The 22,331-nt window shown below is 70.7% G+C and carries 25 protein-coding genes; 9 read left to right on the forward strand and 16 right to left on the reverse strand.

Annotation, left to right across the window (positions count from 1 at the left end; all coding sequences use genetic code 11):
* Positions 1-3: 3 nt before the first annotated feature.
* From OHA88_RS17950 to OHA88_RS17960, 3 genes are all read right to left on the reverse strand, one after another.
* Positions 4-1,053, reverse strand: a complete 1,050-nt coding sequence (locus OHA88_RS17950; protein ID WP_328626271.1) for an AAA family ATPase — start codon at positions 1,051-1,053, stop codon at positions 4-6.
* Between the two features lie 118 nt (positions 1,054-1,171).
* The gene (locus OHA88_RS17955) at positions 1,172-3,196 is read right to left on the reverse strand and encodes a VMAP-C domain-containing protein (RefSeq protein WP_328626272.1); all 2,025 of its coding nucleotides are present in this window, start codon (positions 3,194-3,196) and stop codon (positions 1,172-1,174) included.
* A gap of 56 nt (positions 3,197-3,252) precedes the next feature.
* The gene (locus OHA88_RS17960; protein WP_328626273.1) at positions 3,253-3,822 is read right to left on the reverse strand and encodes a CU044_2847 family protein; all 570 of its coding nucleotides are present in this window, start codon (positions 3,820-3,822) and stop codon (positions 3,253-3,255) included.
* 164 nt (positions 3,823-3,986) lie between these two features.
* Here OHA88_RS17960 and OHA88_RS17965 point away from each other — a divergent pair, with 164 nt between their 5' ends.
* A complete protein-coding gene (locus OHA88_RS17965; RefSeq protein WP_030190019.1) occupies positions 3,987-4,172 on the forward strand; it encodes a DUF6104 family protein in 186 nt (61 codons plus the stop codon).
* 41 nt (positions 4,173-4,213) lie between these two features.
* Here the strand turns inward: OHA88_RS17965 and OHA88_RS17970 are convergent, their stop codons facing one another.
* Entirely contained in the window at positions 4,214-5,059 is an 846-nt protein-coding gene (locus OHA88_RS17970) for a hypothetical protein (protein ID WP_328626274.1), read from the reverse strand.
* A gap of 154 nt (positions 5,060-5,213) precedes the next feature.
* Between OHA88_RS17970 and OHA88_RS17975 the strand changes: the two genes are divergently transcribed.
* Together OHA88_RS17975 and OHA88_RS17980 are read left to right on the forward strand one after the other, a co-directional pair.
* Positions 5,214-6,071 carry a DUF4097 family beta strand repeat-containing protein gene (locus tag OHA88_RS17975; protein ID WP_328626275.1) on the forward strand — a complete coding sequence of 286 codons (858 nt, stop codon included), beginning with the start codon at positions 5,214-5,216 and terminating at the stop codon, positions 6,069-6,071.
* A gap of 1 nt (position 6,072) precedes the next feature.
* Positions 6,073-7,089, forward strand: a complete 1,017-nt coding sequence (locus OHA88_RS17980) for a PadR family transcriptional regulator (RefSeq protein WP_328626276.1) — start codon at positions 6,073-6,075, stop codon at positions 7,087-7,089.
* Between the two features lie 86 nt (positions 7,090-7,175).
* On the opposite strand, the gene OHA88_RS17985 is transcribed toward OHA88_RS17980, so the two are convergent.
* The 4 genes from OHA88_RS17985 to OHA88_RS18000 all read right to left on the reverse strand — a co-directional run bounded on the left by OHA88_RS17985 (position 7,176) and on the right by OHA88_RS18000 (position 10,768).
* Positions 7,176-7,754, reverse strand: a complete 579-nt coding sequence (locus OHA88_RS17985; protein WP_328626277.1) for a Clp protease N-terminal domain-containing protein — start codon at positions 7,752-7,754, stop codon at positions 7,176-7,178.
* Positions 7,754-7,963 carry a sigma factor-like helix-turn-helix DNA-binding protein gene (locus OHA88_RS17990; RefSeq protein ID WP_030915748.1) on the reverse strand — a complete coding sequence of 70 codons (210 nt, stop codon included), beginning with the start codon at positions 7,961-7,963 and terminating at the stop codon, positions 7,754-7,756. Before OHA88_RS17990 ends, OHA88_RS17985 begins: the two co-directional genes overlap by 1 nt.
* 409 nt (positions 7,964-8,372) lie before the next feature.
* On the reverse strand, positions 8,373-9,338 hold the full coding sequence (locus tag OHA88_RS17995) for a zinc-binding dehydrogenase (RefSeq protein WP_030915745.1): 966 nt from the start codon (positions 9,336-9,338) through the stop codon (positions 8,373-8,375).
* 206 nt (positions 9,339-9,544) lie between these two features.
* Positions 9,545-10,768, reverse strand: a complete 1,224-nt coding sequence (locus tag OHA88_RS18000; protein ID WP_267001957.1) for an NAD(P)-dependent malic enzyme — start codon at positions 10,766-10,768, stop codon at positions 9,545-9,547.
* A 523-nt stretch (positions 10,769-11,291) separates the two neighbouring features.
* Between OHA88_RS18000 and OHA88_RS18005 the strand changes: the two genes are divergently transcribed.
* Genes OHA88_RS18005 through OHA88_RS18015 form a run of 3 tightly spaced genes read left to right on the forward strand, consistent with a single transcriptional unit; the run spans position 11,292 to position 13,991 of the window.
* Positions 11,292-12,254, forward strand: coding sequence for an ABC transporter substrate-binding protein (locus OHA88_RS18005; protein ID WP_328626278.1), 963 nt, complete (start codon positions 11,292-11,294; stop codon positions 12,252-12,254).
* Positions 12,255-12,282: 28 nt separating this feature from the next.
* Positions 12,283-13,233, forward strand: a complete 951-nt coding sequence (locus OHA88_RS18010) for an amino acid ABC transporter permease (protein WP_326627342.1) — start codon at positions 12,283-12,285, stop codon at positions 13,231-13,233.
* Complete coding sequence (locus tag OHA88_RS18015; RefSeq protein ID WP_313939156.1) at positions 13,230-13,991, forward strand: amino acid ABC transporter ATP-binding protein; 762 nt, start codon at positions 13,230-13,232, stop codon at positions 13,989-13,991. The genes OHA88_RS18010 and OHA88_RS18015 overlap by 4 nt, the downstream gene beginning before the upstream one ends.
* Positions 13,992-14,054: 63 nt before the next feature.
* On the opposite strand, the gene OHA88_RS18020 is transcribed toward OHA88_RS18015, so the two are convergent.
* From OHA88_RS18020 to OHA88_RS18030, 3 genes are all read right to left on the reverse strand, one after another.
* Positions 14,055-14,822: a hypothetical protein gene (locus tag OHA88_RS18020; protein ID WP_328626279.1), complete on the reverse strand. Its 768-nt coding sequence runs from the start codon at positions 14,820-14,822 to the stop codon at positions 14,055-14,057.
* On the reverse strand, positions 14,819-15,307 hold the full coding sequence (locus OHA88_RS18025; protein WP_267001965.1) for a SigE family RNA polymerase sigma factor: 489 nt from the start codon (positions 15,305-15,307) through the stop codon (positions 14,819-14,821). The genes OHA88_RS18020 and OHA88_RS18025 overlap by 4 nt, the downstream gene beginning before the upstream one ends.
* 145 nt (positions 15,308-15,452) lie before the next feature.
* Positions 15,453-16,214, reverse strand: coding sequence for a class I SAM-dependent methyltransferase (locus OHA88_RS18030; protein WP_328626280.1), 762 nt, complete (start codon positions 16,212-16,214; stop codon positions 15,453-15,455).
* Between the two features lie 93 nt (positions 16,215-16,307).
* On the opposite strand from OHA88_RS18030, the gene OHA88_RS18035 reads away from it, so the two are divergent.
* The gene (locus OHA88_RS18035) at positions 16,308-16,937 is read left to right on the forward strand and encodes a CGNR zinc finger domain-containing protein (protein WP_328626281.1); all 630 of its coding nucleotides are present in this window, start codon (positions 16,308-16,310) and stop codon (positions 16,935-16,937) included.
* Here OHA88_RS18035 and sodX read toward each other — a convergent pair.
* Complete coding sequence (gene sodX, locus OHA88_RS18040) at positions 16,841-17,287, reverse strand: nickel-type superoxide dismutase maturation protease (RefSeq protein WP_328626282.1); 447 nt, start codon at positions 17,285-17,287, stop codon at positions 16,841-16,843. The genes OHA88_RS18035 and sodX overlap by 97 nt on opposite strands.
* Before the next feature lie 178 nt (positions 17,288-17,465).
* On the opposite strand from sodX, the gene sodN reads away from it, so the two are divergent.
* Positions 17,466-17,861 (forward strand): superoxide dismutase, Ni, encoded by a 396-nt coding sequence (gene sodN, locus OHA88_RS18045; RefSeq protein ID WP_267001973.1) that lies wholly within the window; start codon positions 17,466-17,468, stop codon positions 17,859-17,861.
* A 118-nt stretch (positions 17,862-17,979) separates the two neighbouring features.
* Here sodN and OHA88_RS18050 read toward each other — a convergent pair whose 3' ends face one another.
* On the reverse strand, positions 17,980-19,461 hold the full coding sequence (locus tag OHA88_RS18050) for an MFS transporter (RefSeq protein WP_443044246.1): 1,482 nt from the start codon (positions 19,459-19,461) through the stop codon (positions 17,980-17,982).
* 101 nt (positions 19,462-19,562) lie between these two features.
* On the opposite strand from OHA88_RS18050, the gene OHA88_RS18055 reads away from it, so the two are divergent.
* Positions 19,563-20,174 (forward strand): TetR/AcrR family transcriptional regulator, encoded by a 612-nt coding sequence (locus tag OHA88_RS18055; RefSeq protein WP_267001975.1) that lies wholly within the window; start codon positions 19,563-19,565, stop codon positions 20,172-20,174.
* A 55-nt stretch (positions 20,175-20,229) separates the two neighbouring features.
* On the opposite strand, the gene OHA88_RS18060 is transcribed toward OHA88_RS18055, so the two are convergent.
* The 3 genes from OHA88_RS18060 to OHA88_RS18070 form a co-directional block, all read right to left on the reverse strand.
* Positions 20,230-20,847, reverse strand: a complete 618-nt coding sequence (locus tag OHA88_RS18060; RefSeq protein WP_328626283.1) for a nucleotidyltransferase domain-containing protein — start codon at positions 20,845-20,847, stop codon at positions 20,230-20,232.
* Between the two features lie 99 nt (positions 20,848-20,946).
* Complete coding sequence (locus tag OHA88_RS18065) at positions 20,947-21,885, reverse strand: NAD(P)H-binding protein (RefSeq protein ID WP_328626284.1); 939 nt, start codon at positions 21,883-21,885, stop codon at positions 20,947-20,949.
* On the reverse strand, positions 21,882-22,247 hold the full coding sequence (locus OHA88_RS18070) for a DUF952 domain-containing protein (RefSeq protein ID WP_328626285.1): 366 nt from the start codon (positions 22,245-22,247) through the stop codon (positions 21,882-21,884). Before OHA88_RS18070 ends, OHA88_RS18065 begins: the two co-directional genes overlap by 4 nt.
* Positions 22,248-22,331 lie beyond the last annotated feature (84 nt).

Consider the following 22,331-nt stretch of genomic DNA (forward strand, 5'->3'; position numbering starts at 1 on the left):
GCATCACCTCGGCCGGTCGAGTCGCTGGATGAGCAGGTCGGCGAGCCGGTCCCGGCCGGCCGGGGCGGCGGCGTCGGTGAGGTAGATCGCATTCAACAACTGGTCGGTGGCGAGGAGTTCGCTGCGTGACCGCTCCAGGAAGTGGGCGATGAGATCGTCTCCGGAGCGCGCCGCCTCGTCGCCGAGATGGGCTCGTACGAAGGTGGCGAGCCGCTGGTGGTCGGGGCGGCCCAGCTCCAGGTGGATGCAGCGGCGCATCAGCGGGGCCGGGAAGTCGCGTTCGCCGTTGCTTGTGAGCACGACGAACGGGAAGGCTGCGCACTGTACCCGGCCACCCTTGACCGTCACTTTGGTGCCGTCGTCGGTCAGCACCTCGGCCTCACCGTTCGGCAGCCGGTCGGCGATCCGTTCCAGCTCGGGGATGCCGAACTCACCCTCCTCCAGCACATTGAGGAGATCGTTCGGCAGGTCGATGTCGCTCTTGTCGAGTTCGTCGATGAGCAGCACACGGGGCCGGTCGGAGGGCAGCAGTGCGGTGCCGAGCGGGCCGAGCCGGATGTAGCTGCCGACGTTCTCCGACGTGTCGGGACCGACCGCCCCTGCCGCTGCGCCGTGCGCGGCGATCTGGACGTCCTGCAGCCTGGCGATCGCGTCGTAGTGGTAGAGGCCGTCGAGGAGCGTGGACCGGCTGACGATGGGCCAGCGCAGGACCCGGCCGAGCCTGAGTTCATGGGCGACGGAGTGGGCCAGGGTGCTCTTTCCGGCTCCGGGGCTTCCGGTGACCAGCAGCGGGCGGCGCAGATAGAGCGCAGCGTTGATCATTTCGAGCTCTTCGGCGCCAGGCCGATGCAGTTCGGCGAGGTGCCGGTGGCCGCCGAGGCGTCGGGTGGCCGAGCCGTCGGTGAGCGCACCGCCGTCATCGTCCGCTTCGTCGGGGTCCGGGGCACCGCGGCCCGCGAAGTCACGCCAGGGCGGCGGGGGTGGCAGCTGTTCGATGCCCTCGTGCGGTTCGCCGGCCCCTCGGTAGATGAGCCACTCACTGGGTTCACTCATAGCGTGTTCCTCGTCGTCACTCGTCCGCCAGGGCGTCTCTGAGGGGCAGCAGCCGTCGAACGTGCCTCACGGTAGCGATCCGGGCACTCCCCCGTAAGGGGCGCACCGGCGCGCCCGTTCACGGCGCCTCCAGGAACTGACCCGAGCCGGGCAGGGAATAGCGTGGATCGTCATAGAACAGGGCAATACCGTCCGACCAGTACATCTCCGTACGACCCGCGCACACGCCTTGTCTCAATTCGTGGATCTTCTGCGGCAACCGGTCGGAGGTGCGGACCTCCGCGACGGTGTCGGCGGCACGCCGGTGGAATTCCGTACAGACCGCGTCGGTCTCCCCCGTACGCCGCCGCCACAGAGCCACACCGAAGCCGCCTTCGAGCACCCGCACCAGCCCGGCCGTGGTCTCCGGGCCCGGCCGGTCGCCGTACCGGCAGAGCACCGGCACGGTCTCGTGCGCCAGGGCTTGCAGGGCCGTCACCTCCGGTACGCGTACCGCCATCCCGTCCTCGCAGTCGATCACCTCGGCCCGCATCACGGCGTTCCTGGTGCTGTTCCAGCGGGTCCGGCGCAGCCCGTCCAGTTCATCGGTCGGCGGCCCTTGGTCCGCGCAGCGCACGACCACCGGGCGTACGGCGCCGAGCGGCAGCCCGTCGGGGGTCACCTGCCAGTTGTCGACGTCCAGGCCGAGCAGCGCCGGTACGACCGCGACCTGGAGCACGGCGGGGCTGTCCGGTTCGTCGCACCGCCGGAATGCCTCGGCGAGCGGGGCCGCGAGCCGCTCCGGCAGGGCGCCGAGCCCCGTGCCCTGGCTGTCCTCGGCGACGGGCAGGACCTCCCCGGTCAGGCGGGCGATGCCGATCCGCCAGTCGTACAGGTCCCGTTCCCAGCCGCGCGGCTCCAGCTCCAGCAGGACGAAGGCGCGTTCGCCGTACCGGGCCGGCTCGCTCAACGGGGCGGGGGCCCGCTGGTGCTCCTGGTCCCGGCGCTGCCGGACGGCGCGCCAGTGCAGCACGAGTTCCTGCCGGAAGTCGCGGGAGAGGTCCTCGTCGGCGATCCGTTTCACCCATTCCCAGAGGGACTTCGTGGCGGTCCGGGTGGAGGGCACGTCGAACGGGCGGTCGGCGGCGAGAACACCCATGCAGTAGCGCAGGATGAGTTCGAGCGCGGCGTCGCGGTCACGGACGCGGGCGTCGTACAGCGAGCCGAGGCCGTCGCGCCAGCCACGCGGCGCCGGGCGGAGGTCGCGCGCGTGGACGTTGGGCAGGCCGTCGAGGAGACTCAGCAGATTGCGGGTGCTGACCGGCGGCGGGAACTCGGCGAGCCTGCCCAGCAGGTCGATCCGCCGCTTGGGGCTGAGCACCCGGCCGGGCGGCCCGGGCAGGTCGCTCTGCACATCGGCCCAGGTCCGCTCGGTGGAGGCCGGGCTGTTGTGCCGGTCGGCGTGGTAGCGGTCGTGGGCGTGGAAGACGGCCTGGTAGGTGTCCTCCGACTCGGTCTCCACGGGTCCGGCGGGCACCGTCAGGGAGCGCAGCCGCTCGATGCCGACGGCGGTGCCGCCCTGATGGTCGTCGAGCCGCGACTTGATCACGCCGACGACCTCGCCCCGGGCCACGTCCACCACGGGACCTCCGGACATCCCGAGCTCCAGCCAGTCCCCGTCGAGCCGGATCTGCTGGTCGGCGTCGGCCCAGCCGCCGTACGTGCCCTTCACCTCGCAGTCACCGCTGAGCGTCGTCAGCCCGCCGCCCGGCGAGGGCGCCCAGCCCACGCAGCGGACCTTGCGGCCGCGGAGCATGGCCTCCGAGCGCTCGGTGACGTACACACAGGTGTGTTCGACGGGCCGCCGGAGCTGGATGAGCGCAAGGTCGGGAGCGGGCCAGCCGGTGACCCCGGCCGGCCGGGTCTCGGGCAGCGCGGCGAGCACCACACCGGGGACCTCGGTCAGCTCGGCGCTGTACGGATCGGCCCTGAACAACACGTTCACCTCGCGCCCCTCCCCCCGCATGGCCACATGCGCGCACGTGAGGACCCAGCTCGGGGCGATGAAGAAGCCGCTGCCCAGGAAGCCCTGGCCGGGTCCGTCAGTGGCATACCCGGCACCCGGGCGATGGATGCGTACGGTGGCGTCCCGCACGAGGTCCATGAGCGCAGCCTCCGCCTGGCCCGGACCCCCCTCCGCGCCCCCGCCGGCCTCCTGCGTCATGACCCGCCGCCGTCAGCGGCCGCGGCCGCAGGGGGATGCGCCGGTGCGCCGGTGGGTGCCCCGGCGGACGGCGACGGGGGCGCGGGCTCCGGTTGTCCGGGGTGAGCCGGTGGCGCCGGGGGCGCCTGGGCTGCGGGTGGCGCGGACGGGATCGGGGGCACGGCCTGCGCGGGCACCTGGGGCGTGACCGGCGGATCGACGGGCGGTCCGCCGCCGTTCCAGGTGAGCGTGACCTTGATGGCACCCTTGGCCTCCCCGTCCGCGAGGAGCCCGACGACCTTGCCCGCCTTGGCGGTGAGCTCGATGCCGAATTCGACGCTGACCTCGTCCGGCCGCACGGCCCGCAGCGGCTCGGCGAGCGACCGCGCGACGCCGGTCACCACCCCCTGCAGGCTCTCCACCCGGGCCTGCACCTGGTCGGCGAAGTCCGAGAAGCCGGTGTCCGTGTAGGACAGACCGCTCCCGGCCGGCGTTCGCCGGAGTTCCTCGGCCCCGGAGATGCGCGCCCAGACCGGCGTACCGTCCGGCAGCTCGATGCGCGTAATACGGGCCTCGCTGTCGCTCATGACACCCCCCGTTCCCCCAACTCCCCGCAGGTTAACGGCAGTACGTGACCGATGCGAGGTGCATCGGCCATGACACCGGGGCGGGACGCGTCGGTTCCGGAGAGCGTCCGCACCGTCCCGTGCGGCCCGGTCGGAGGCGCTCACCAGGCATTAAACTTGCCGCCATGTACTTCACCGACCGTGGCATCGAGGAGCTGGAGAAGCGGCGCGGCGAGGAGGAGGTCACCTTCGAGTGGCTCGCCGAGCAGCTGCGTACCTTCGTCGATCTCAACCCCGACTTCGAGGTGCCCGTCGAGCGCCTCGCCACCTGGCTGGCCCGGCTCGACGACGAAGACGAAGACGAGGAGTGACGACGAGTGACGAGGACGACGAGTAGAGCGACGCCCGGGATCTAGGATCTGTCGTCCCTGATCCGGTCGTACGCGAGACCGGCCGCCCCGTGCGCGAGCAGCATCGCCCCGGCGAAGGCCCACCCTCCGCTGCGGCGCCCGACCCCCCAGGCGACGAGCGGGAGACCCGCGGCGAGCTGGGCCACGGCGAGCGCACGGGCCCTGGGGCCGCGCACCCACGGACCGAGGCCGCTGCTCTCGACCGCGTCGAGTTCCAGCTTCACCGCATCACGCCAGCCCGCCCACGCGATCCGTTGCGCTTCGGGCCGGCCGCCCGCCGCGTTGTGCAGCCGGTCGGCGGGTTCGCCGGGTTCGAGGCCCGGCGGGAGCATCACTCCGATGCGGGCGAGGACGGCGAGCAGCCCGCGCAGCCGGGTACGGGCGTCCGCTTCGGGGTCGGGGCGGGTCAGCGCTTCGAGTTGCTGGATGTCCAGCACGGGATCGAGGCCGAGCCGCGCGGCGAACGTACGCATCGCCTCGTCCTCCCCGGCCGGGGTGCCGTCCGTCAGCCAGACGTAGCCGACGGGCCGTCGGAAGCCGGACGCGAGTGTGTAGCCCGCCCGGTCGCCGTCCCACCACAGCGCGAGGACCGGCCAGGTGGAACCGACCGCGAGTGCGGTGGCCCAGCCGCCCAGCACACTGTCGACCGGCTGCTCCCCCTCCGTCTCCGCCGCGCTCCGACTTTCCTGGCTGTCCTGCCAGGGCGTGCCCTCCGGGACGAGGACGCTCCACTCGTCCCCGGCGGGTGCGAGCAGCATCCGCTCGCGCAGCAGATGGGCCACGGGCCGCACGGATCCGGGCTCGGCCCGGCACAGCAGCAGCGCGCCCACGGACGATGTCGCGTTCATGCCCCACACCGTAGGGCAATTTGCCCATATTTGGAGCTATTTGATCGATCCACGACATCTCACCTCCTCTTGACTTCCCCGATCCGCGATATATCGTGTTCCGCAAGAGACGCGATATGTTGCGTCGCGCTGTGTTCCCCGGGAGGTCAGATCCATGCCTGTGTCGACGTGGGCCATCACCGAGCCTCGGAAGCTGACCTTCGACGAGCCGGTGACGTCGCTCAATGTGCGCATCGTCAACGGCACGGTCAATGTCGTGGGCACCGAGGAACCGACCGCCCGGCTGGAGGTCTCCGGGATCGAAGGCCCGCCGCTGATCGTGACGCAACAGGGCGGCACCCTCTCCGTCGCCTACGAGGACCTGCCCTGGCACAACTTCCTGAAGTGGTTCGACCGCAAGGAATGGCACCGCAGCGCGGTCGTCTCGCTCGCCGTGCCGGCCGGGTCGACGGTGGAGGTCGGCGTGGTCGGCGCCGGAGCGTTCGTCTCCGGCATCCGGGGGCGTACGGACGTGCGCGGCGTCAGCGGCGACACCACGCTCGTCGGCCTCGCCGGCGCGGTCCGGGCGGACACGGTCTCCGGCAATGTGGAGGCCCAGGCCGTCACCGGCAACCTCCGCTTCAAGTCGGTCTCGGGCGATCTGACGGTCGTCGAGGGCGCCGGGGCCTCCGTACGGGCCGATTCGGTCAGCGGCGACATGGTGCTGGACCTGGACCCGACCGGGAAGCCCACGGACATCCGGCTGACCACGGTCTCCGGCGAGGTGGCGATCCGGCTGCCGCACCCGGCGGACGCGAGGGTCGAGGCGAGCACGGCCAGCGGCGCCGTCTCCAACGGCTTCGAGGATCTGCTGGTCAGCGGCCAGTGGGGAGCGAAGAAGATCACCGGCACACTCGGCGCCGGGACGGGAACGCTGAAGGCCACGACCGTCTCGGGATCGATCGCCGTGCTCCGCCGCCCAGCTGCCGAGGAAGATCCGTACGACGCCGAGCCGACCGGAAAGGTGCTCTGACATGCCACCCGTATTCGCCCATGGGCGCCTGCGCCTCTATCTGCTGAAGCTCCTGGACGAGGCCCCCCGCCACGGCTACGAGGTGATCCGGCTCCTGGAGGAACGCTTCCAGGGTCTGTACGCACCATCGGCCGGCACGGTCTATCCGCGGCTGGCCAAGCTGGAGGCCGAGGGCCTGGTCACGCATGCCACCGAGGGCGGTCGCAAGGTCTACTCGATCACCGACGCGGGCCGCACCGAACTGGCGGGCCGCACCGGCGAACTGGCCGATCTGGAGCTGGAGATCCGCGAATCGGTCTCCGAACTGGCCGCCGAGATGCGGGACGACGTGCGCGGCGCGGCGGGCAAACTGCGCAGCGAGATGCGGGCTGCGGCCGGCGAGACCCGGCACACGTCCGCCGCCGGGGCCGGTGCGAAGGGCGACCGGGGATCCCCGTTCGGCGACTTCGGCGACTTCGGCGACAACGAGGCGTGGCGCACCGCCAAGGAGGAGCTGCGCAAGGCCAAGCAGGAGTGGAAGGAGCAGGCCCGCCGGGCGAAGGACGAGTCGCGCCGCGCCCGCGAGGAGGCCCAGCAGGCCCGCCGCCAGGCCAAGGAGGCCCAGGACAAGGCGCGCGAGCAGATGCAGAACGCGGCCCGGCAGGTCCAGGAGCACTTCGCCCGGGGCGACTGGCCCACCGGCGTACGGGAAGGCCTGGCGGAGATCACCGGCCGCCTCGGCGGCTTCGCCTCGACAGGCGGCTGGCCCCCGTACATCAAGCCGGAACCGGCCGACGTGGACCCCGAATGGGGAAAGGACACGGCCGGCACGGGCGACCCGGCCCGCGATCTGGACCGTCTGCTGGACCGCTTCCGCGACGACATCCGCGACGCGGCCCGGGACCGGGGCGTGACGGAGGCCCAGCTGACGGAGGCCCGTCGCCATCTGTCGACGGCAGCGGCCCACATCGGCGCACTGCTGCGGAAGGACACCGGCACCAAGGGCACCGACGCCGAGGGCCCGGACGCCTCCGGGTGAGCCGGACGAGGTGGCATGCCGCACGGGTCATGCCACCTCGTGATCACCCGCACCGGACGGAGGAGGCCACGGCCCCCGCCCGCCCCTCAGCTCGCCTCCGCCTGCCCCTCGGCTCCCCCGTCCCCGTAGAGCGCACGCGTCACCGTCCCGTGCGTCGCCCCGTGCTCCGCCAGCACATCGGCGACCACACCGGGGATGACGGTGAACGCCAGCAGGATGTGTTCCTCGCCGATGAACCGGTCGCCGCGCCCGAGCGCGATCCGCAGGGATTTCTCCAGGACGGTCTTCGCGCCACGGTTGAAGGGCGGTCGCCCTGACCGCCCCCGGCGGTCCTTCCGGTCGCCCGCCAGCGCACCCTCGCCGTGGGCGCCCTCGATCCGGGCGACGATCTCCGTCACGTCGATGCCGATACCGGCGAGTGCGTCCGTATCGGCCTTGGTCAGACCGCCACGGCGGGCCGCGTCGGCGAGCGCCGCCTCCACCGATGCGCGACGGTCGGTGAGGCCGAGCGCGGTGGCGGCGAAGGAGGCCCGGCCGCCGCCCGGCCGATCCAGCAGAGCGAGCAGCATGTGCTCCTCGGTGACGGAGCGGGAGCCCGTCCTTCGGGCCTGTTCCACGGCCCCGGTCACAACCGCACGGGCATCGGCAGTGAATCGTTCGAACATCAATTCCTCCCGTACTTCTTGTGCACGGCCTGTCGGCTGACGCCCAGTTCGGCGGCGATCTCCTGCCACGACCAGCCCTGGACGCGGGCACTTCTGACTTGGACGGCTTCGAGCTGCTCCAGCAGCCGCCGCAGCGCGACGACGGCCCGCAGCCCGACGCGCGGGTCACGATCGCCCGCACGTGCGGCGAGATCCGTTGCTTCGGTCATGATGTCAACTTACGTTGACACGCCACCCTTGTCAACCACAGTTGACAAGGGTGGCGGCGAGTCGTCCCGGAAGACCGGCGGCCGGGCGAAGCCGGACCCCTTGGGGTGCAGATGGCGGAGGTGCTTCTCCGTGAGGGCCGGCTGTCGGCGCCGGGGCGCCGCGGTTCGCCTCGCCCTCGACGCTCCGGCCGCGACAGGGCGAGGGTCCGGGCGCGGGCGTCGTTCAGCCGCTGAATGCCGGGCGGCCGGGGATCACCGACGGAGACGCGTACGGGCGGCGGCGGCGAGGGCCCCCGCCGCCCACACGGTCGAAGTGACAACTGCCATGGATGCGCCGCCCATATACGCGACGCAGATCCCACAGCGGAACTGACGCACCATCAAGGGTGCGTCGGAAGAGCGGACGGACTCAGGAGGCGGTGAGCACGATCTTCCCGAACTGGTCGCCCGCGGCAAGTCGTTCGAACCCCTCACGGGCCCGGTCCAACGGCAGCACCTCGTCGATGACGGGGCGCACACCGGTCGTCGCACAGAACGCCAGCAGGTCCTCCAGCTCGTCCTTGGACCCCATCGTCGAACCGACGACCTTCAGCTCCAGGAAGAAGATCCGGGTCAGCTCGGCGTGCGAAGGACGGTCGCCGCTGGTCGCACCGGAGATGACCAGGGTGCCGCCGGGGCGCAGCGACTTCACCGAGTGCGACCAGGTTGCGGCGCCGACGGTCTCGATGACGGCGTCGACACGCTGCGGCAGCCGCGCGCCCGGCTCGTACGCCTCGATCGCACCGAGCTCGACGGCCCGCTTGCGCTTGGCTTCATCGCGACTGGTTGCGTAGACCCGAAGGCCTGCGGCGCGACCGAGGACGATCGCGGCGGTCGCGACACCGCCGCCCGCGCCCTGCACGAGCACCGAGTCCCCGGGCCGCACCCCGGCGTTGGTGAACAGCATCCGGTACGCGGTGAGCCAGGCGGTCGGCAGACAGGCGGCCTGCTCGAACGTGAGCTCCTTCGGCTTGGGCAGCACGTTCCAGCTGGGGACGGTCACCTGCTCGGCGAAGGTGCCCTGGTAGCGCTCGGTGAGGATGGAGCGGGGCTCCTTCGGGCCGACGCCGTGCCCGGTCTGGCCGATGACGGAGTGCAGGACGACCTCGTTGCCGTCCTCGTCGATGCCGGCGGCGTCACAGCCGAGGATCATCGGCAGCTTGTCCTCGGCGAGGCCGACACCACGGAGCGACCAGAGATCGTGATGGTTGAGGGAGGCGGCACGGACGTTGACGGTGGTCCAGCCGGGACGCGCCTCGGGGGCGGGGCGCTCGCCCAGCTCAAGGCCGTTGAGGGGCTGGTCGCGGTCGATGCGGGATGCGTAGGCGGCGAACATGGCCTTGACGATAGGCCGGGGGGCGCGCCGACGTAACCGATCACGGGTGTGACGCGTACCGCGCGTGCGGGTCGCCCGCGGCGGACCTTCGGATCCGGAGATCCGGCCTCGCCGGCGTCCGGGGCGAAGCCGCCCCGGTCACGGAAAGGGGCGAGGCCGGGGAACGGGCCCCACAAGCACCCGGCCGCCCCGCCCCGCCCCGCACCTCAGCGTCGCGCCACGCCCTCCGCGCGCGCCGCCGCGGCAACCGCCGCGGTCACGGCCGGAGCGACCCGCTCGTCGAACGGTGACGGAATCACGTAGTCCGCGGCCAGCTCGTCACCCACGACATCCGCCAGCGCGTTCGCGGCGGCAATCTTCATGCCCTCCGTGATCCGGGACGCCCGCACCTGCAGCGCCCCCGCGAAGATGCCCGGGAACGCCAGCACGTTGTTGATCTGGTTCGGGTAGTCGGAGCGCCCCGTCGCCACCACGGCCGCGTACTTGTGCGCGATGTCGGGGTGGACCTCCGGGTCCGGATTGGCCATGGCGAAGACGAACGCACCGGGCGCCATCGACGCGACCGCCGACTCCGGCACCGTACCGCCGGACACACCGATGAAGACGTCCGCACCGACCAGCGCGGTCTCCAGCGGTCCGGAGATGCCGGCCCTGTTGGTGAGCTCCGCGAGTTCGCGCTTGACGTCCGTCAGGTCCTCACGGTCCCGGCTGACGACGCCCTTGCGGTCGGCCACGGCGACGTCCCCGAGCCCCGCCTCCAGCAGGAACTTCGCAATGGCAACTCCGGCCGCACCGGCGCCGGAGATGACACCGCGCAGGTCGCCGAGGGTCCGCCCGGACAGCTTCGCGGCGTTCCGCAGGGCCGCCAGCGTCACGACGGCGGTGCCGTGCTGGTCGTCATGGAAGACCGGGATGTCGAGCCGCTCCTTGAGCTTGCGCTCGATCTCGAAGCAGCGCGGCGCCGAGATGTCCTCCAGGTTCACCCCTCCGAAGGACGGCGCGAGGCGGACGACCGTCTCGACGATCTCGTCCGCGTCGGTGGTCGCGAGCGCGATCGGCACGGCGTCGACGCCACCGAACTGCTTGAAGAGGATCGCCTTGCCCTCCATCACCGGGAGGGATGCCTCGGGGCCGATGTCGCCCAGTCCGAGCACCGCGGTGCCGTCCGTCACGACGGCGACGACCTGCGACTTCCAGGTGTAGTCGTGGACCAGCTCGGGGTTCGCGGCGATGGCGCTGCACACCTTGGCGACGCCGGGCGTGTACGCGAGGGACAGGTCGTCCTTGTCCCGGATCGGGACGGTGGACTGCACGGCCATCTTCCCGCCGCGGTGAAGCGCGAAGGCCGGATCGAACGGCTCATCGGTGGCGCTGTCGGTGCTGTTGTCGGTGTTGCTGTCGCTGCGAGGATTGACGATCTCCGCTGCCATGGTGTTGACCCCTTAAGTCTTCAAGGTTTGAGGGTGGCCACTCCTGATTGAGGAGGGGTGGGCGGGCACCGCGTACGTTCCCTGCGCCGGGCGGTTGGCCCGCCCTGGCAGGGGGAGGTACGTACGCGCGGGCGCGCCGCACACGCGCCCTGGGCCCCGGATGAGGGGTGTAAACGTCTTTCTTACCGGACGGACCGCTTCACGGACGAGTCCGTAACGGCTCGGTGACGTGCCTCATAGTCGAATATCTGGACAAGCCCGCCAACATGCGAAATATAGGCCGACATGTGAGACGCGCCGAAGATTCTCCGGCCGGAAGAAGGGAAACCCACAGAAGGTCCAGCCTTGATGTACCGGCCTCTTGGGGTTCGGGGATCGCCCGTTATCCGATTTTGACATGGCTGGCGCCCCGAATGGGCTAGTCCGAATGGCAAGATGCCGTAATCAGACGAGGCGGCGACATCCGACGATGTGTGCCATACCGCCTGGCAACTCCACCCTCACCTGCCGGAGGAACCCGATCATGACCGCACGCACCACTCGTCGTACGACCGCGAAGTCCCGGATTGCTGCGGTCGGCGCCATCGCGGTCGCCGGCACCATGCTGCTGACCGCCTGCGGCGACCAGACCAAGGGCGGGTCGACGACGGCCGACTCGACGAAGAGCTCCACCGGCGCCTCCTCCCCCGCCGATCTCCTGCCGCAGGACATCAAGGCCAAGGGCGTCATCAAGGTCGGCTCGGACATCGCCTACCCGCCGGTCGAGTTCAAGGACAAGTCCGGCAAGGTCGTCGGCATCGACCCCGACCTCGGCGCCGCGCTCGGCAAGGAGCTCGGCGTGAAGTTCGAGTTCGAGAACGGCACCTTCGACACGCTGATCTCGGGTCTGCGCGCCAAGCGCTACCAGCTGGCGATGTCGGCGATGACCGACACCAAGGACCGCCAGGAGGGCATCGACTCCGAGACGAAGAAGAAGGTCGGCGAGGGCGTCGACTTCGTCGACTACTTCACCGCCGGTGTCTCGATCTACACCAAGAAGGGCGACGACCAGGGCATCAAGACGTGGTCGGACCTCTGCGGCAAGAAGATCGCCGTACAGCGCGGCACGGTTTCGCACGACCTCGCCAAGGCCGAGTCCAAGAAGTGCACCGGCGGCAAGAAGATCGCCATCGAGTCGTACGACACGGACCTGGAGGCCCAGACCCGGCTGCGCAGTGGTGGCGCCGACGCCGGTTCGTCCGACTTCCCGGTGGCCGCGTACGCGGTGAAGACCTCGGGCGGCGGCAAGGACTTCCAGCTCGTCGGTGAGCAGGTCGAGGCCGCCCCGTACGGCATCGCCATCGCCAAGGGCAACGACCAGCTCACCAAGGCCGTCCAGGCGGCCCTGAACGCGATCATCAAGAGCGGCGAGTACGACAAGATCATCGCCAAGTGGGGTGTCGAGGCCGGCGCCGTCACCGAGGCCAAGATCAACGGTGGATCCTGACCGGGCCCCGTGCGGAAAGGCTTCACCTGTGACTGACATCGAGAAGACGGGCCCGGCCGACAAGCCGCCCGTGCCCCCCACTCCGGCGGCCGGACCGGAGGCGATCAAGGCCATCCCGGTCCGCCACTACGGCCGGTACGTCTCGGCGGTCGTCGCCATCGCCGCGCTCGTCGCGCTCGTCTACGCCTTCTCGCAAGGCAAGATCAACTGGGGCGCCATCCCCGACTACTTCTTCGACGACCGCATCATCAGGGGCGTCGGCCAGACTCTGCTGCTGACCGCCCTGTCGATGGTCATCGGCATCGTCGGCGGCATCCTCCTCGCCGTGATGCGACTGTCGCGGAACCCGGTGACCTCGTCGATCGCGTGGTTCTACATCTGGTTCTTCCGCGGCACCCCGGTCCTGGTCCAGCTGTTCGTCTGGTTCAACCTGGGTCTGGTCTTCGAGTACATCAACCTCGGGCCGATCTACAAGGACTACTGGTCGAGCTTCATGACGCCGCTGCTGACGGCGCTGCTCGGCCTGGGCCTCAACGAGGCCGCGTACATGGCGGAGATCTGCCGCGCCGGTCTGCTCTCGGTCGACGAGGGGCAGACGGAGGCATCGCACGCGCTCGGCATGAGTCACGGCAAGACGCTGCGACGCATCGTGATCCCGCAGGCCATGCGGGTGATCGTGCCGCCGACGGGCAACGAAGTCATCAACATGCTGAAGACGACGTCGCTCGTATCGGCCGTGCAGTTCACCGAACTGTTCCGGTACGCCCAGGACATCGGATCGTCGTCCGGAGCCCCGGTGGAGATGTACTTCCTCGCCGCGGCCTGGTATCTGATCATGACGTCCGTGCTGACCGTGGGCCAGTTCTATCTGGAGCGGTACTACGCGCGCGGTTCGAGCCGCAGCCTGCCGCCGACACCTATGCAGAAGATCCGGGCCAACCTGCTGTCCCTGGGACGCCCGTCGGGAGGCATGGCATGACCGCCATGGTGAAGGCCGAGGGCGTCCACAAGTCCTTCGGCGCCGCGCACATCCTCAAGGGCATCGACCTGGAGGTCGCCCCGCGGGAGGTCTTCTGCCTGATCGGCCCGTCCGGTTCCGGCAAGTCGACGTTCCTGCGGTGCATCAACCACCTGGAGCAGATCAATGCCGGGCGGCTCTACGTCGACGGGCAGCTGGTGGGCTACCGCCAGAAGGGCGACAAGCTCTACGAGCTCAAGGACAGCGAGGTCGCCCTGAAGCGCCGCGACATCGGCATGGTCTTCCAGCGCTTCAACCTCTTCCCGCACATGACGGCCATCGAGAACGTCATGGAGGCACCCGTCCAGGTCAAGGGCGAGACGAAGGCCGTCGCCCGGGCCCGCGCCGAGCGGCTCCTGGACCGGGTCGGCCTGGGCGACAAGGCGAAGAACTACCCGTCGCAGCTCTCCGGCGGCCAGCAGCAGCGGGTGGCCATCGCCCGCGCCCTGGCCATGGAGCCGAAGCTGATGCTCTTCGACGAGCCGACGTCGGCGCTCGACCCGGAGCTGGTCGGCGACGTCCTGGACGTCATGCGCGGCCTCGCCGAGGACGGCATGACGATGATCGTCGTGACCCACGAGATGGGCTTCGCCCGTGAGGTCGGCGATGCGCTGGTCTTCATGGACGACGGTGTGGTGGTCGAGTCGGGCCACCCGCGCGACGTACTGACCAACCCGCAGCACGACCGGACGAAGTCGTTCCTGTCGAAGGTGCTGTAGCGGTACGGGCATGACGAGAGGGCGGTACGGACGTGAAGTCCGTACCGCCCTTCTTCGTACCTGCTACCTCGTCAGCAGCTCCGGACTGAGCATCAGTGCACGCAACTGGGCCCGGGTGAGCGGCGTCGACTTCAGCAGCGGGCCCTGCGCCCGGTCACCGGTGAAGCCGGTGCTGTCGCGGACGGCCACCAGCCCGCCGTCCTCGAGGGTGAGCCGGGCGACGAGTTCGGACCCCCACCGAGGCGTGCCGTCATAGTTCATCGCGTCGCTCCAGATGGTGAGGATCCGGCCGTCCGGCAGCTCCTCACGTACGCAGTCGGCCGGGCGCGGCTCCCCGTTGGTCGGCTTGCAGATGTCCGCGGCCGGATCGAAACCGCCGAGCTTCTTGACGACGCTCTTCGCGTCCATGGTGCCGATGACGAGGTACCCGACGCCGCCGTCCCTGCGAACGGAGTACTGCCCGTCCAGCGGCCCCACCGGATGCTCCTTCGCCTGCGCGGCGGTGGCGTGTTTGATGATCACGGCGAGGGAGACCTGCTCGACCGAACCGACGCCCTTGGGCAACAGCTTGACCAGCTGCTTCGCCCGGCCGCTGTGCCCGGCCGACTCGGCGGGGGCACCCACCGAGGCGTTCTGCTCCTGCTTCGTCTGTGCAGCGAGTCCCGGGACCGCGACCGCTCCGGCCGCGACGACGGCGAATGCGGCCGCGACAACCGTGGCCCGGCGCCGCCATCGCACCCTGGCGGCTCTGGCGTACACCACCTCGGTGCTGATGACCGGCTGCCCCGCGTGCTCGGCGGCCCGCCCCAGCAGCTCCCTGACGTCGTTCATACGAGTTCCTCCGCCATCTCGGCGCGCAGCGCCGCCAACCCCCGAGCCGTATGGCTCTTGACCGTGTTCTCCCGCATCCCGAGCAGCTCGGCCGTGGCCTCGACGCTCAGGTCCTCCCAGTAGCGCAGCACCAGCACGGCACGCTGTTTGGCCGTGAGCCGGGCGAGGGCCGCCCGCACCGCAAGGCCGGTGTCCGTGTCGGGCGAGTCGCCCGCGCGGTCGGGCAGTTCGCCGTACGCCTGCTCGCGCCGCCAGAAGCGGCGGCGGGCGGCGATGAAGGTGTTGACCAGGGTCTTGCGCGCGTACGCCTCGATGTTGTCGAGCCGTCCGTACCGCCGTCCGCCGAGGACGACCTTCACGAGTGTCGACTGGACCAGATCCTCGGCCTCGTGCCGGTCGCCGCAGAGCAGATAGGCGCTGCGGAACAGTGCCGTACGCCTGCCTTCGACGAAGGCGTGCAGCGCGGCATCGTCATCGATCCGCATCGTCGACACCCCTTCCCGGGTCCGCGGGTGCGGACCGTCTCACCCTTCCAGTGCGCCGGGGCGCGCGGCGGGTTGCAGAGGTCGGACAAAAAGTCGGGGCGGTACGGACCGGAGTCCGTACCGCCCCGACGAGGGCATGCTGCCGCTACTTCACGGCGAGGACCAGGGCGTCCGAGGGCGAGGCCCAGACGGCCCGCGCCTCGCCGAAGCCGGCGGCGCGCAGCGTCTCTGCGTGCCACTGGGCGGACGGCATGTCGCCGTCCGCATGCTCGCCGTAGATCTTGTACCGTTCGGCGGTCGGTGCAGCGAGGACCGGGTCCTCGGCGGCGAGGGCCCACCAGTCCGTCCAGTCGAGGGCGCCCGCAGCCTTGGCGCGGTCCATGGCGGCGTGCCGGTGGGCGCGTTCGGCCGCGTTGATCCGGGGGGTCGCGGTGTCGATCATGCGGTCGGCATTCATGAACACCCCGCCGTCCCGGACGAGCCCGGCGAGTTGCCCGTAGAGCGTGGTGAGCGCTTCGCTGTGCAGCCAGTGCAGGGCGGTGGCGGTGAGGACGGCGTCGCACGTGTCGTGCGGCAGCCGCTCCACCCACTCAGGGTCCTTGAGATCTGCGGTGACGAAGGTGGCGCGCTCGTCGCCGGCGAAGGAACCGCGGGCGATGGCGAGCAGCGCGGGGTCGAGGTCGACGCCGGTACTGGTGGCCTCGGGGAACCGCTTGAGCAGCCGGTCCGTAATACTTCCCGTACCGCACGCGAGGTCGAGCACCCGTGGTTCGGGCCCCGCCACGGCCTCGACCATGTCCAGCATCACCCGGAACCGCTCCTCACGGTCGGGCATGTACCACTCCTGCTGCCGGTCCCAGCTCTGCTGCCAGGCCTGCCAGTCGGTGCCCGCTGCTGTCTCCGTCACAAGAACCCCTCCAATGTAATACCCTGAAACTGCAATCGCCTATTACTTCGATCGCCGCACGACGACCCTAGACCGACCCGGTAAGGACTACAAGTGGAACTGGCCTATTACTCGGACTATGCGGTGCGCCTGGTCAACACCGAGGAGCCGGCCCGCAACAAGGACGTCCTCACCTCCGTCGAGGCGGTCCGCGAGCTGTTCGGCGCCAATGCGCAGGCCGCGAGGCGCGCCACCGACGCGGACGTGACCCGCTTCCGGTCGGTACGGGCACGGCTGCGCGCCGTCTTCGAAGCGGCCGACAGCGGCGACGAGACGCTCGCCGTCGACCTGCTGAACTCGCTGCTGCTGGAGTTCCCGGTCAGCCCGCAGATCTCCGGCCACGACACCCGTGACGAGGACGGCAAACCGGACTGGCACATGCACCTGGCCGACCACCCGTCGAACGCGACGGCCGGATACACCGCCATCGCGGCGATGGGGCTCGCCTTCCACCTCACGTCCTACGGCGTGGACCGGCTCGGCCTTTGCGAGGCGGCACCGTGCCGCAACGCGTATCTCGACACCTCGACCAACCGGTCCCGCCGCTACTGCTCGGACCGCTGCGCGACCCGCGCCAATGTGGCCGCCTACCGGGCCCGCAAACGTCTGGAGGCGGAGCGCACGGCCGACACCGGCCGCAGCGCGGTCACAGCCCAGCCCAGCACCCCGAGCACCGACTTCTGATCCTTCCTCAGCGGCCGGTAGCGGACCCGGACCCTGGCCAGCACCAGCTCCTCGGGCACCGTCCCGTAATCCGTGCTGTCCCCGCCCGCGAACGTGTTGTCGCCCAGCACCCACCAGCCGCCCGCACGGCGCTCGACGGCCCGTTTGACGACCAACAGGTCCTGCTGGAACGGATGGCGCAGAATCACCACGTCACCCGGGCGCACCGGCGCACCGTACTGCACGAGCAGCCAGTCCCCGTGGTGCAGCGTGGGCACCATCGAAGGCCCCGTCACCTCCACCACCTGGAACGGCACTCGCGCCGCCAGCCCGCGCGTGGCCTCCTGTGTCAGCTCCGGCCCCTCCGGCATTTCCGGCACCTCCCCGGTCCGTTCAGTACACCGTCCCGCATACCGTTCCGTACATTCGGCCACTGGTCCCATCCTCACCCTGGACTTTTGGCCTAAGCCCATGGGGGCACCCACAAAAACGCGTCCCTCACGGAGTAATGTCCCACCTGAGAAGACGATCACGAGGAAGGACAGCTCAATGCTTTCCCGCCTGTTTGCCCCCAAGGTGAAGGTCAGCGCCCACTGCGACCTGCCCTGCGGCGTGTACGACCCGGCCCAGGCCCGCATCGAGGCGGAGTCCGTCAAGGCCGTCCAGGAGAAGTTCCAGGCCAACGAGGACCCGCACTTCCGGGCCCGCGCGGTGGTCATCAAGGAGCAGCGCGCCGAGCTCGCGAAGCACCACATCTCGGTGCTGTGGAGCGACTACTTCAAGCCCCCGCACTTCGAGAAGTACCCGGAGCTGCACCAGCTGGTCAACGACGCCCTGAAGGCGCTGTCGGCCGCGAAGGCCTCCACCGACCCGGCGACGGGCCAGAAGGCGCTGGACTACATCGCCGAGATCGACAAGATCTTCTGGGAGACCAAGAAGGCTTGATCGCCGCTTCCGGGCGGTTCGACCTGCTGCCACGCAGGCCGAGGCAGCAACCAGAAGGGCCCAACCGGCCTTGCCGGTCGGGCCCTTCTGCAGTGCGGAGACCGCTCGGGAGACAGGATCAGGGGGTGCGCCCCGCTCTCCCGAGGAAGGCCCCCGCGAGCAGCGAACCGGCCAGCACGAGCGCCGAGTTGACCAGGATCGCGACGGTGACCCCGGACAGGACGCCATGGGGGCCGGTGTCGCCGAGTGCGGTCATCCGGGCGGCCGCGATCGCGCTCATGACCGGGATGCCCATGGTGATACCGACCTGCTGGGTCATCGTGGCGAGCCCGGTGGCCAGGCCCTGTTCGGCGTCAGGGAGGCCGGAGGTGGCGGTGACCATGAACCCGACGATCATCAGCATGTTGCCGATGCCGCCGACGAACGTGGCCGCGAGCAGCAGCCAGATCCAGGCCCCCGACGTGCCGAGCGCGGCCAGGGCGAGGGTGGCGGCGGCCTGGACGGCACCGCCGGTGACGATGGTCGTCCGGTTGCCGTAGCGGCCGACCGCTCGCCCGCCGAGCGTGCCGCCGATCACGGTGCCGACGCCCAGGACACCGAAGGCGAGACCCGTGGTGAGGGGCGTGTAGCCGAGCACTTCCTGCAGGTAGAGGGTGAGCAGGAAGACGAGTGAGGTCTCGGTGACGAAGGCGATCAGTCCGGCGGTGTTGCCCCAGATGACGCTGCGCCGCTTCAGGATCCGCACGGGCACGAGCGGGGTGGCGGCCCGCTTCTCGACCGACCAGAAGGCGACGAGGAGGGCGACGCCCGCCAGAAGTGCGCCCAGGGTGGCGGGTGTGGTCCAGCCGGTCCGGCCCGCCTGGGTGAGCCCGAAGACCAGTGCGAGGAGTCCGCCGGTGACGGTCACGGCGCCGGGAATGTCCAGCTTCGGCCGCCTGGTGGGGCGTGAGTCGGTGATGACGGACGGGGCGAGGACGAGGACCAGGAGAGCGACGGGGGCGTTGATGAAGAAGGCCCAGCGCCAGGAGAGCAGGTCGGTGAGCAGCCCGCCGAGGATGGCCCCGGCGGTGAACCCGGCGGACATCAGGGCGCCGTTGAGGCCGAGGGCGCGTTCGCGCAGCGGGCCTTCCTTGAAGGCGGTCGTCAGCAGGGCGAGCCCTGCCGGGGTGACGGCCGCGGTGGCAAGGCCCTGCAACACCCGTGCCGCAAGGAGGACTTCGGGCGAGGTGGCGAGTCCACCGAGGAGGGAGGCGGCGCCGAGCACGGCCATACCGCCCAGGAACAGCCGCTTGCGGCCGACGATGTCGGCCACGCGGCCGAAGAGGAGCGTGAAGCCTGCGGCGGCGAGCGCGAAGGCGGTGGCGATCCACTGGAGGTCCGTGAGGGCGAAGCCGAGCCCCTCACCGACGGCCGGCAGCGCGACATTCAGGATCGAGAAGTCCACCGCGATCATGAACTGGGCGCCGAGCAGCAGGGCGAGGACGAGCTTCTGCCGCCCGGTCATGCGGGCCTCGGACTGCGGGAAGGCGGTACCGGCGGCCGGGGTGGCGGCGGCACCCTCGGCGACAGCCGGTGAGGGGGTCGTGCTGGGTACGGACATGGGTGCCCTTCCTCAGGCAGACGTTTTAACGGTCCTGTAGTTCCGTTAAGATGGCGTCACCGTAACAGAGGAACTCCCTCTAATGAAACTGGAGACCCGTTATGACTTCCGAGGGTGTGGAACCGGGCACCGTCCGGCCCGGTGGACGTACCGCCCGGGTACGGGAGTCCGTCCTGCGGGCGGCGGGGGACGCCCTGGCCGAACACGGCTTCGACGGCCTCGACCTCGCCGATGTCGCCCGTCGCGCCGAGGTCGGCAAGACGACCGTCTACCGGCGCTGGTCCACCACCACCGGCCTGATCGCCGATCTGCTCGACGACATGGCCGAGCAGTCCACCCCGCGTACGGACACGGGTTCGCTCATCGAGGACCTCAAGGCCAATGCGCGGCTCGTCGTGAAGACCCTGTCCGATCCGCGCCAGGGCGCCCTGTTCAAGTCGGTGATCGCCGCGGCGACATGCGACGCGCGCACGGCCGAGTCACTGCACCGCTTCTACGCGATCCGCGTCGAGGAATGGGCGGCCTGCGTCACCCAGGCCCTGGAACGCGGGGAGCTGCCCGCAGGCACGGACCCCGGCGAGGTGATCCGTGCCGTCTCGGCGCCGCTCTACTACCGCCTGCTGGCCGCCGGCGGCCCGCTCGACACGGCGGCCGCCGACCGCGCGGCCGAGGCGGCGGCCGCGGCGGCACGGGCAGGGGTGTACGTGAGGTGAGGCGCCGCATGACGCGGTGCGCGGGTGCACGGTGCGCGTCGGTCAGGGGCCGGCGTCACCGGTACCTGCGCAGACGTGCCGCCCAGGGGTGGTCGGCACCGTGCGCCAGGGTGATGGTCTCGGTCAGCCAGGCACGTTGGTCGGCGGTCAGGACCCGCAGCGCCGTTGTGAAGTCCTCCTCGTCCTTGGGACGCCGGGACTTCGCCTTGTACAGGAGCTGCACATGCAGGGCCAGGTACGGGACGCCGTCCTCCGAGACCCGGCCCAGCCGGTCGAGCGGGAGGCGGATGCGGGTGTCGCGGCGGAACGCCCAGTCGGTGCCGTCCGCCTCGTCGAGCATGAGCTGGATGCGCCAGGGCTCGTCGGGACCCGGCCGGCACCAGATGTCGTGGACCCCGTGCGGGAGGATCTCGCCCGGGAGCCACGGGCGCAGGGCGCCGGGCGGGTCGGCGGCCCACCACTCCCAGCCGGCGAGCACCTGCTGGGCGGTGAGCTGGTCGCGGCGGAGCAGCGTGACGTCGATGTCGGCGTGGTCGCGGAAGGCGTGGCCGACCGCCAGCTCGACCGCGTAGCCGCCCGCGATCCACCAAGGGGTGCGCAGCGGGGCGAAGCGGCGGGCGACCTCGGCGAGCGGGGCCGGGTCCCAGGGTCCCCAGGGGGTTTCTGTACGCATGGCTGCCGTTCCGTCCCTTCGGTCCGGTCGGACCGCCGACCCGTTCGCCGTCGGCTCCCCGGTCGTCGGTACTCGGTCGTCGGTCGTGCCGTCCGACGGTCAGTCGGCCTTCAGCAGGTGCCGGTAGCTGTCCGGATTCTCGCTCAGGTAGGTGGCAAGGCTCTTCGCCGGGCGGCCGGTGAGGCGCGTCACCGCGTCCGAGACCGTGGACATCTCGCCGGCGGCGATGGCCTCGTACGACGTCACCCAGCCGGCGACCTCCCACTCCTCGGCACCGTACTGCGCCCGTGAGGCGTAGGCCTCCTCCCGGGTCTCCGGGTGGTAGGTGACGGTGCGTCCGGTGGCCCGGCTCAGCTCCTCGGCCGCTTCGGCGAGGGTGAAGGCCTCGGGTCCGGTGAGGTCGTACGTCACCCCGTCGTGGCGGGTGTCCTCGCTCTCGGTGTCGGCAAGCAGGACGGCGGTCGCCGCGTCCGCGATGTCCTCGTGCGCGACCGCCGCGACCCGGCCGTCACCGGCCGGGCCGCGCAGCACCCCGTCGGCCCCGGTCATCGCCGGGATACCCGCGAGGTACCAGCTGTCGCGCAGGAAGGTGTGGCGCACACCGGAGACGCGGATGTGCGCCTCGGTGTGCCAGTGGTCGCGGGCGAAGGTGAACGTGGCGTCCGGCGCGGCGCCGAGGAAGGACACGTACACGATGCGTTCGACATGGGCGGCGACCGCCGCGTCCACGGCGGTGGTGTGCTCGAGTACCCGGTTCGGGCTCTCGTGCGCCGAGACGAGGAACAGGGTGTGCGCGCCGGCAAGGGCCTGGCGCATCGCCTCCCCGTCACCGTAGGCGGCGGGCGGTGCGGCGACCGCGCCGGGCAGGTCCGGCAGCCGGGACGGGTCGCGGCCGAGGAGCCGTACGGGGACACCGGCGCGTGCGAGCCGCTGTGCGACACGGCCGCCGACCGCGCCGCTCGCACCGGTCACCGCGATGATCGGGGCATCCCTGACAGCGGTGCTGCCGCCGGGGTCCGTGGGGGGTGTGGTGTTCATGCGGCGCCGCCTTCCTTGCGCAGCCAGGGACGCACTTCCACGACCGCGTCCACCGGGACGGGGCCGTAGATGTGCGGGAACTCCTCGCCGCCGGGCGCGAGCGCCTCGTACCGCACGGGTACCGAGAGCCGCGCGGGATCGATGACGAGTACCACCAGGTCCAGCGGGCCCTCGGCACCGGCCGGGTGCTCGGAGCCGTACAGCATCTCGGCCACGCCCGGGAGCTGGTGGGGCGACGAGCAGTGGATGAAGCCCTCTTCGTGCAGAGTGCGGCCGCGGGTGGACATCTCGTACGTCCCGGTCCCGCGGGCCGCCTCCCACAGGGGGCGTTCGGTGAGGTGCAGCAGCAGTTCTTCGGCCATGGGGCCCAAACTAGCTGCGCGGACGGCTCCTTCGGGCCATCGGCGTGGCCGTCGATCCGCCCGTCGGCAGCGCCGCGATCCCGT

Origin of the sequence: Streptomyces sp. NBC_00353 (assembly GCF_036108815.1) — a bacterium.
Taxonomy (GTDB): domain Bacteria; phylum Actinomycetota; class Actinomycetes; order Streptomycetales; family Streptomycetaceae; genus Streptomyces.

What these genes read in the sequence shown, in the direction of transcription:
- OHA88_RS17970 (WP_328626274.1), bottom strand. Translation starts at nt 5,059, where the DNA reads ATGAACGCGACATCGTCCGTGGGCGCGCTGCTGCTGTGCCGGGCCGAG.
- OHA88_RS18070 (WP_328626285.1), bottom strand. Translation starts at nt 22,247, where the DNA reads ATGGCCGAAGAACTGCTGCTGCACCTCACCGAACGCCCCCTGTGGGAG.
- OHA88_RS17980 (WP_328626276.1), top strand. Translation starts at nt 6,073, where the DNA reads ATGCCACCCGTATTCGCCCATGGGCGCCTGCGCCTCTATCTGCTGAAG.
- OHA88_RS18000 (WP_267001957.1), bottom strand. Translation starts at nt 10,768, where the DNA reads ATGGCAGCGGAGATCGTCAATCCTCGCAGCGACAGCAACACCGACAAC.
- OHA88_RS17990 (WP_030915748.1), bottom strand. Translation starts at nt 7,963, where the DNA reads ATGACCGAAGCAACGGATCTCGCCGCACGTGCGGGCGATCGTGACCCG.
- OHA88_RS17985 (WP_328626277.1), bottom strand. Translation starts at nt 7,754, where the DNA reads ATGTTCGAACGATTCACTGCCGATGCCCGTGCGGTTGTGACCGGGGCC.
- OHA88_RS18065 (WP_328626284.1), bottom strand. Translation starts at nt 21,885, where the DNA reads ATGAACACCACACCCCCCACGGACCCCGGCGGCAGCACCGCTGTCAGG.
- OHA88_RS17960 (WP_328626273.1), bottom strand. Translation starts at nt 3,822, where the DNA reads ATGAGCGACAGCGAGGCCCGTATTACGCGCATCGAGCTGCCGGACGGT.
- OHA88_RS17995 (WP_030915745.1), bottom strand. Translation starts at nt 9,338, where the DNA reads ATGTTCGCCGCCTACGCATCCCGCATCGACCGCGACCAGCCCCTCAAC.
- OHA88_RS18050 (WP_443044246.1), bottom strand. Translation starts at nt 19,461, where the DNA reads ATGTCCGTACCCAGCACGACCCCCTCACCGGCTGTCGCCGAGGGTGCC.
- OHA88_RS17950 (WP_328626271.1), bottom strand. Translation starts at nt 1,053, where the DNA reads ATGAGTGAACCCAGTGAGTGGCTCATCTACCGAGGGGCCGGCGAACCG.
- OHA88_RS18005 (WP_328626278.1), top strand. Translation starts at nt 11,292, where the DNA reads ATGACCGCACGCACCACTCGTCGTACGACCGCGAAGTCCCGGATTGCT.
- OHA88_RS17975 (WP_328626275.1), top strand. Translation starts at nt 5,214, where the DNA reads ATGCCTGTGTCGACGTGGGCCATCACCGAGCCTCGGAAGCTGACCTTC.
- OHA88_RS18015 (WP_313939156.1), top strand. Translation starts at nt 13,230, where the DNA reads ATGACCGCCATGGTGAAGGCCGAGGGCGTCCACAAGTCCTTCGGCGCC.
- OHA88_RS18025 (WP_267001965.1), bottom strand. Translation starts at nt 15,307, where the DNA reads ATGCGGATCGATGACGATGCCGCGCTGCACGCCTTCGTCGAAGGCAGG.
- sodX (WP_328626282.1), bottom strand. Translation starts at nt 17,287, where the DNA reads ATGCCGGAGGGGCCGGAGCTGACACAGGAGGCCACGCGCGGGCTGGCG.
- OHA88_RS18055 (WP_267001975.1), top strand. Translation starts at nt 19,563, where the DNA reads ATGACTTCCGAGGGTGTGGAACCGGGCACCGTCCGGCCCGGTGGACGT.
- OHA88_RS17955 (WP_328626272.1), bottom strand. Translation starts at nt 3,196, where the DNA reads ATGGACCTCGTGCGGGACGCCACCGTACGCATCCATCGCCCGGGTGCC.
- OHA88_RS18060 (WP_328626283.1), bottom strand. Translation starts at nt 20,847, where the DNA reads ATGCGTACAGAAACCCCCTGGGGACCCTGGGACCCGGCCCCGCTCGCC.
- OHA88_RS17965 (WP_030190019.1), top strand. Translation starts at nt 3,987, where the DNA reads ATGTACTTCACCGACCGTGGCATCGAGGAGCTGGAGAAGCGGCGCGGC.
- OHA88_RS18020 (WP_328626279.1), bottom strand. Translation starts at nt 14,822, where the DNA reads ATGAACGACGTCAGGGAGCTGCTGGGGCGGGCCGCCGAGCACGCGGGG.
- sodN (WP_267001973.1), top strand. Translation starts at nt 17,466, where the DNA reads ATGCTTTCCCGCCTGTTTGCCCCCAAGGTGAAGGTCAGCGCCCACTGC.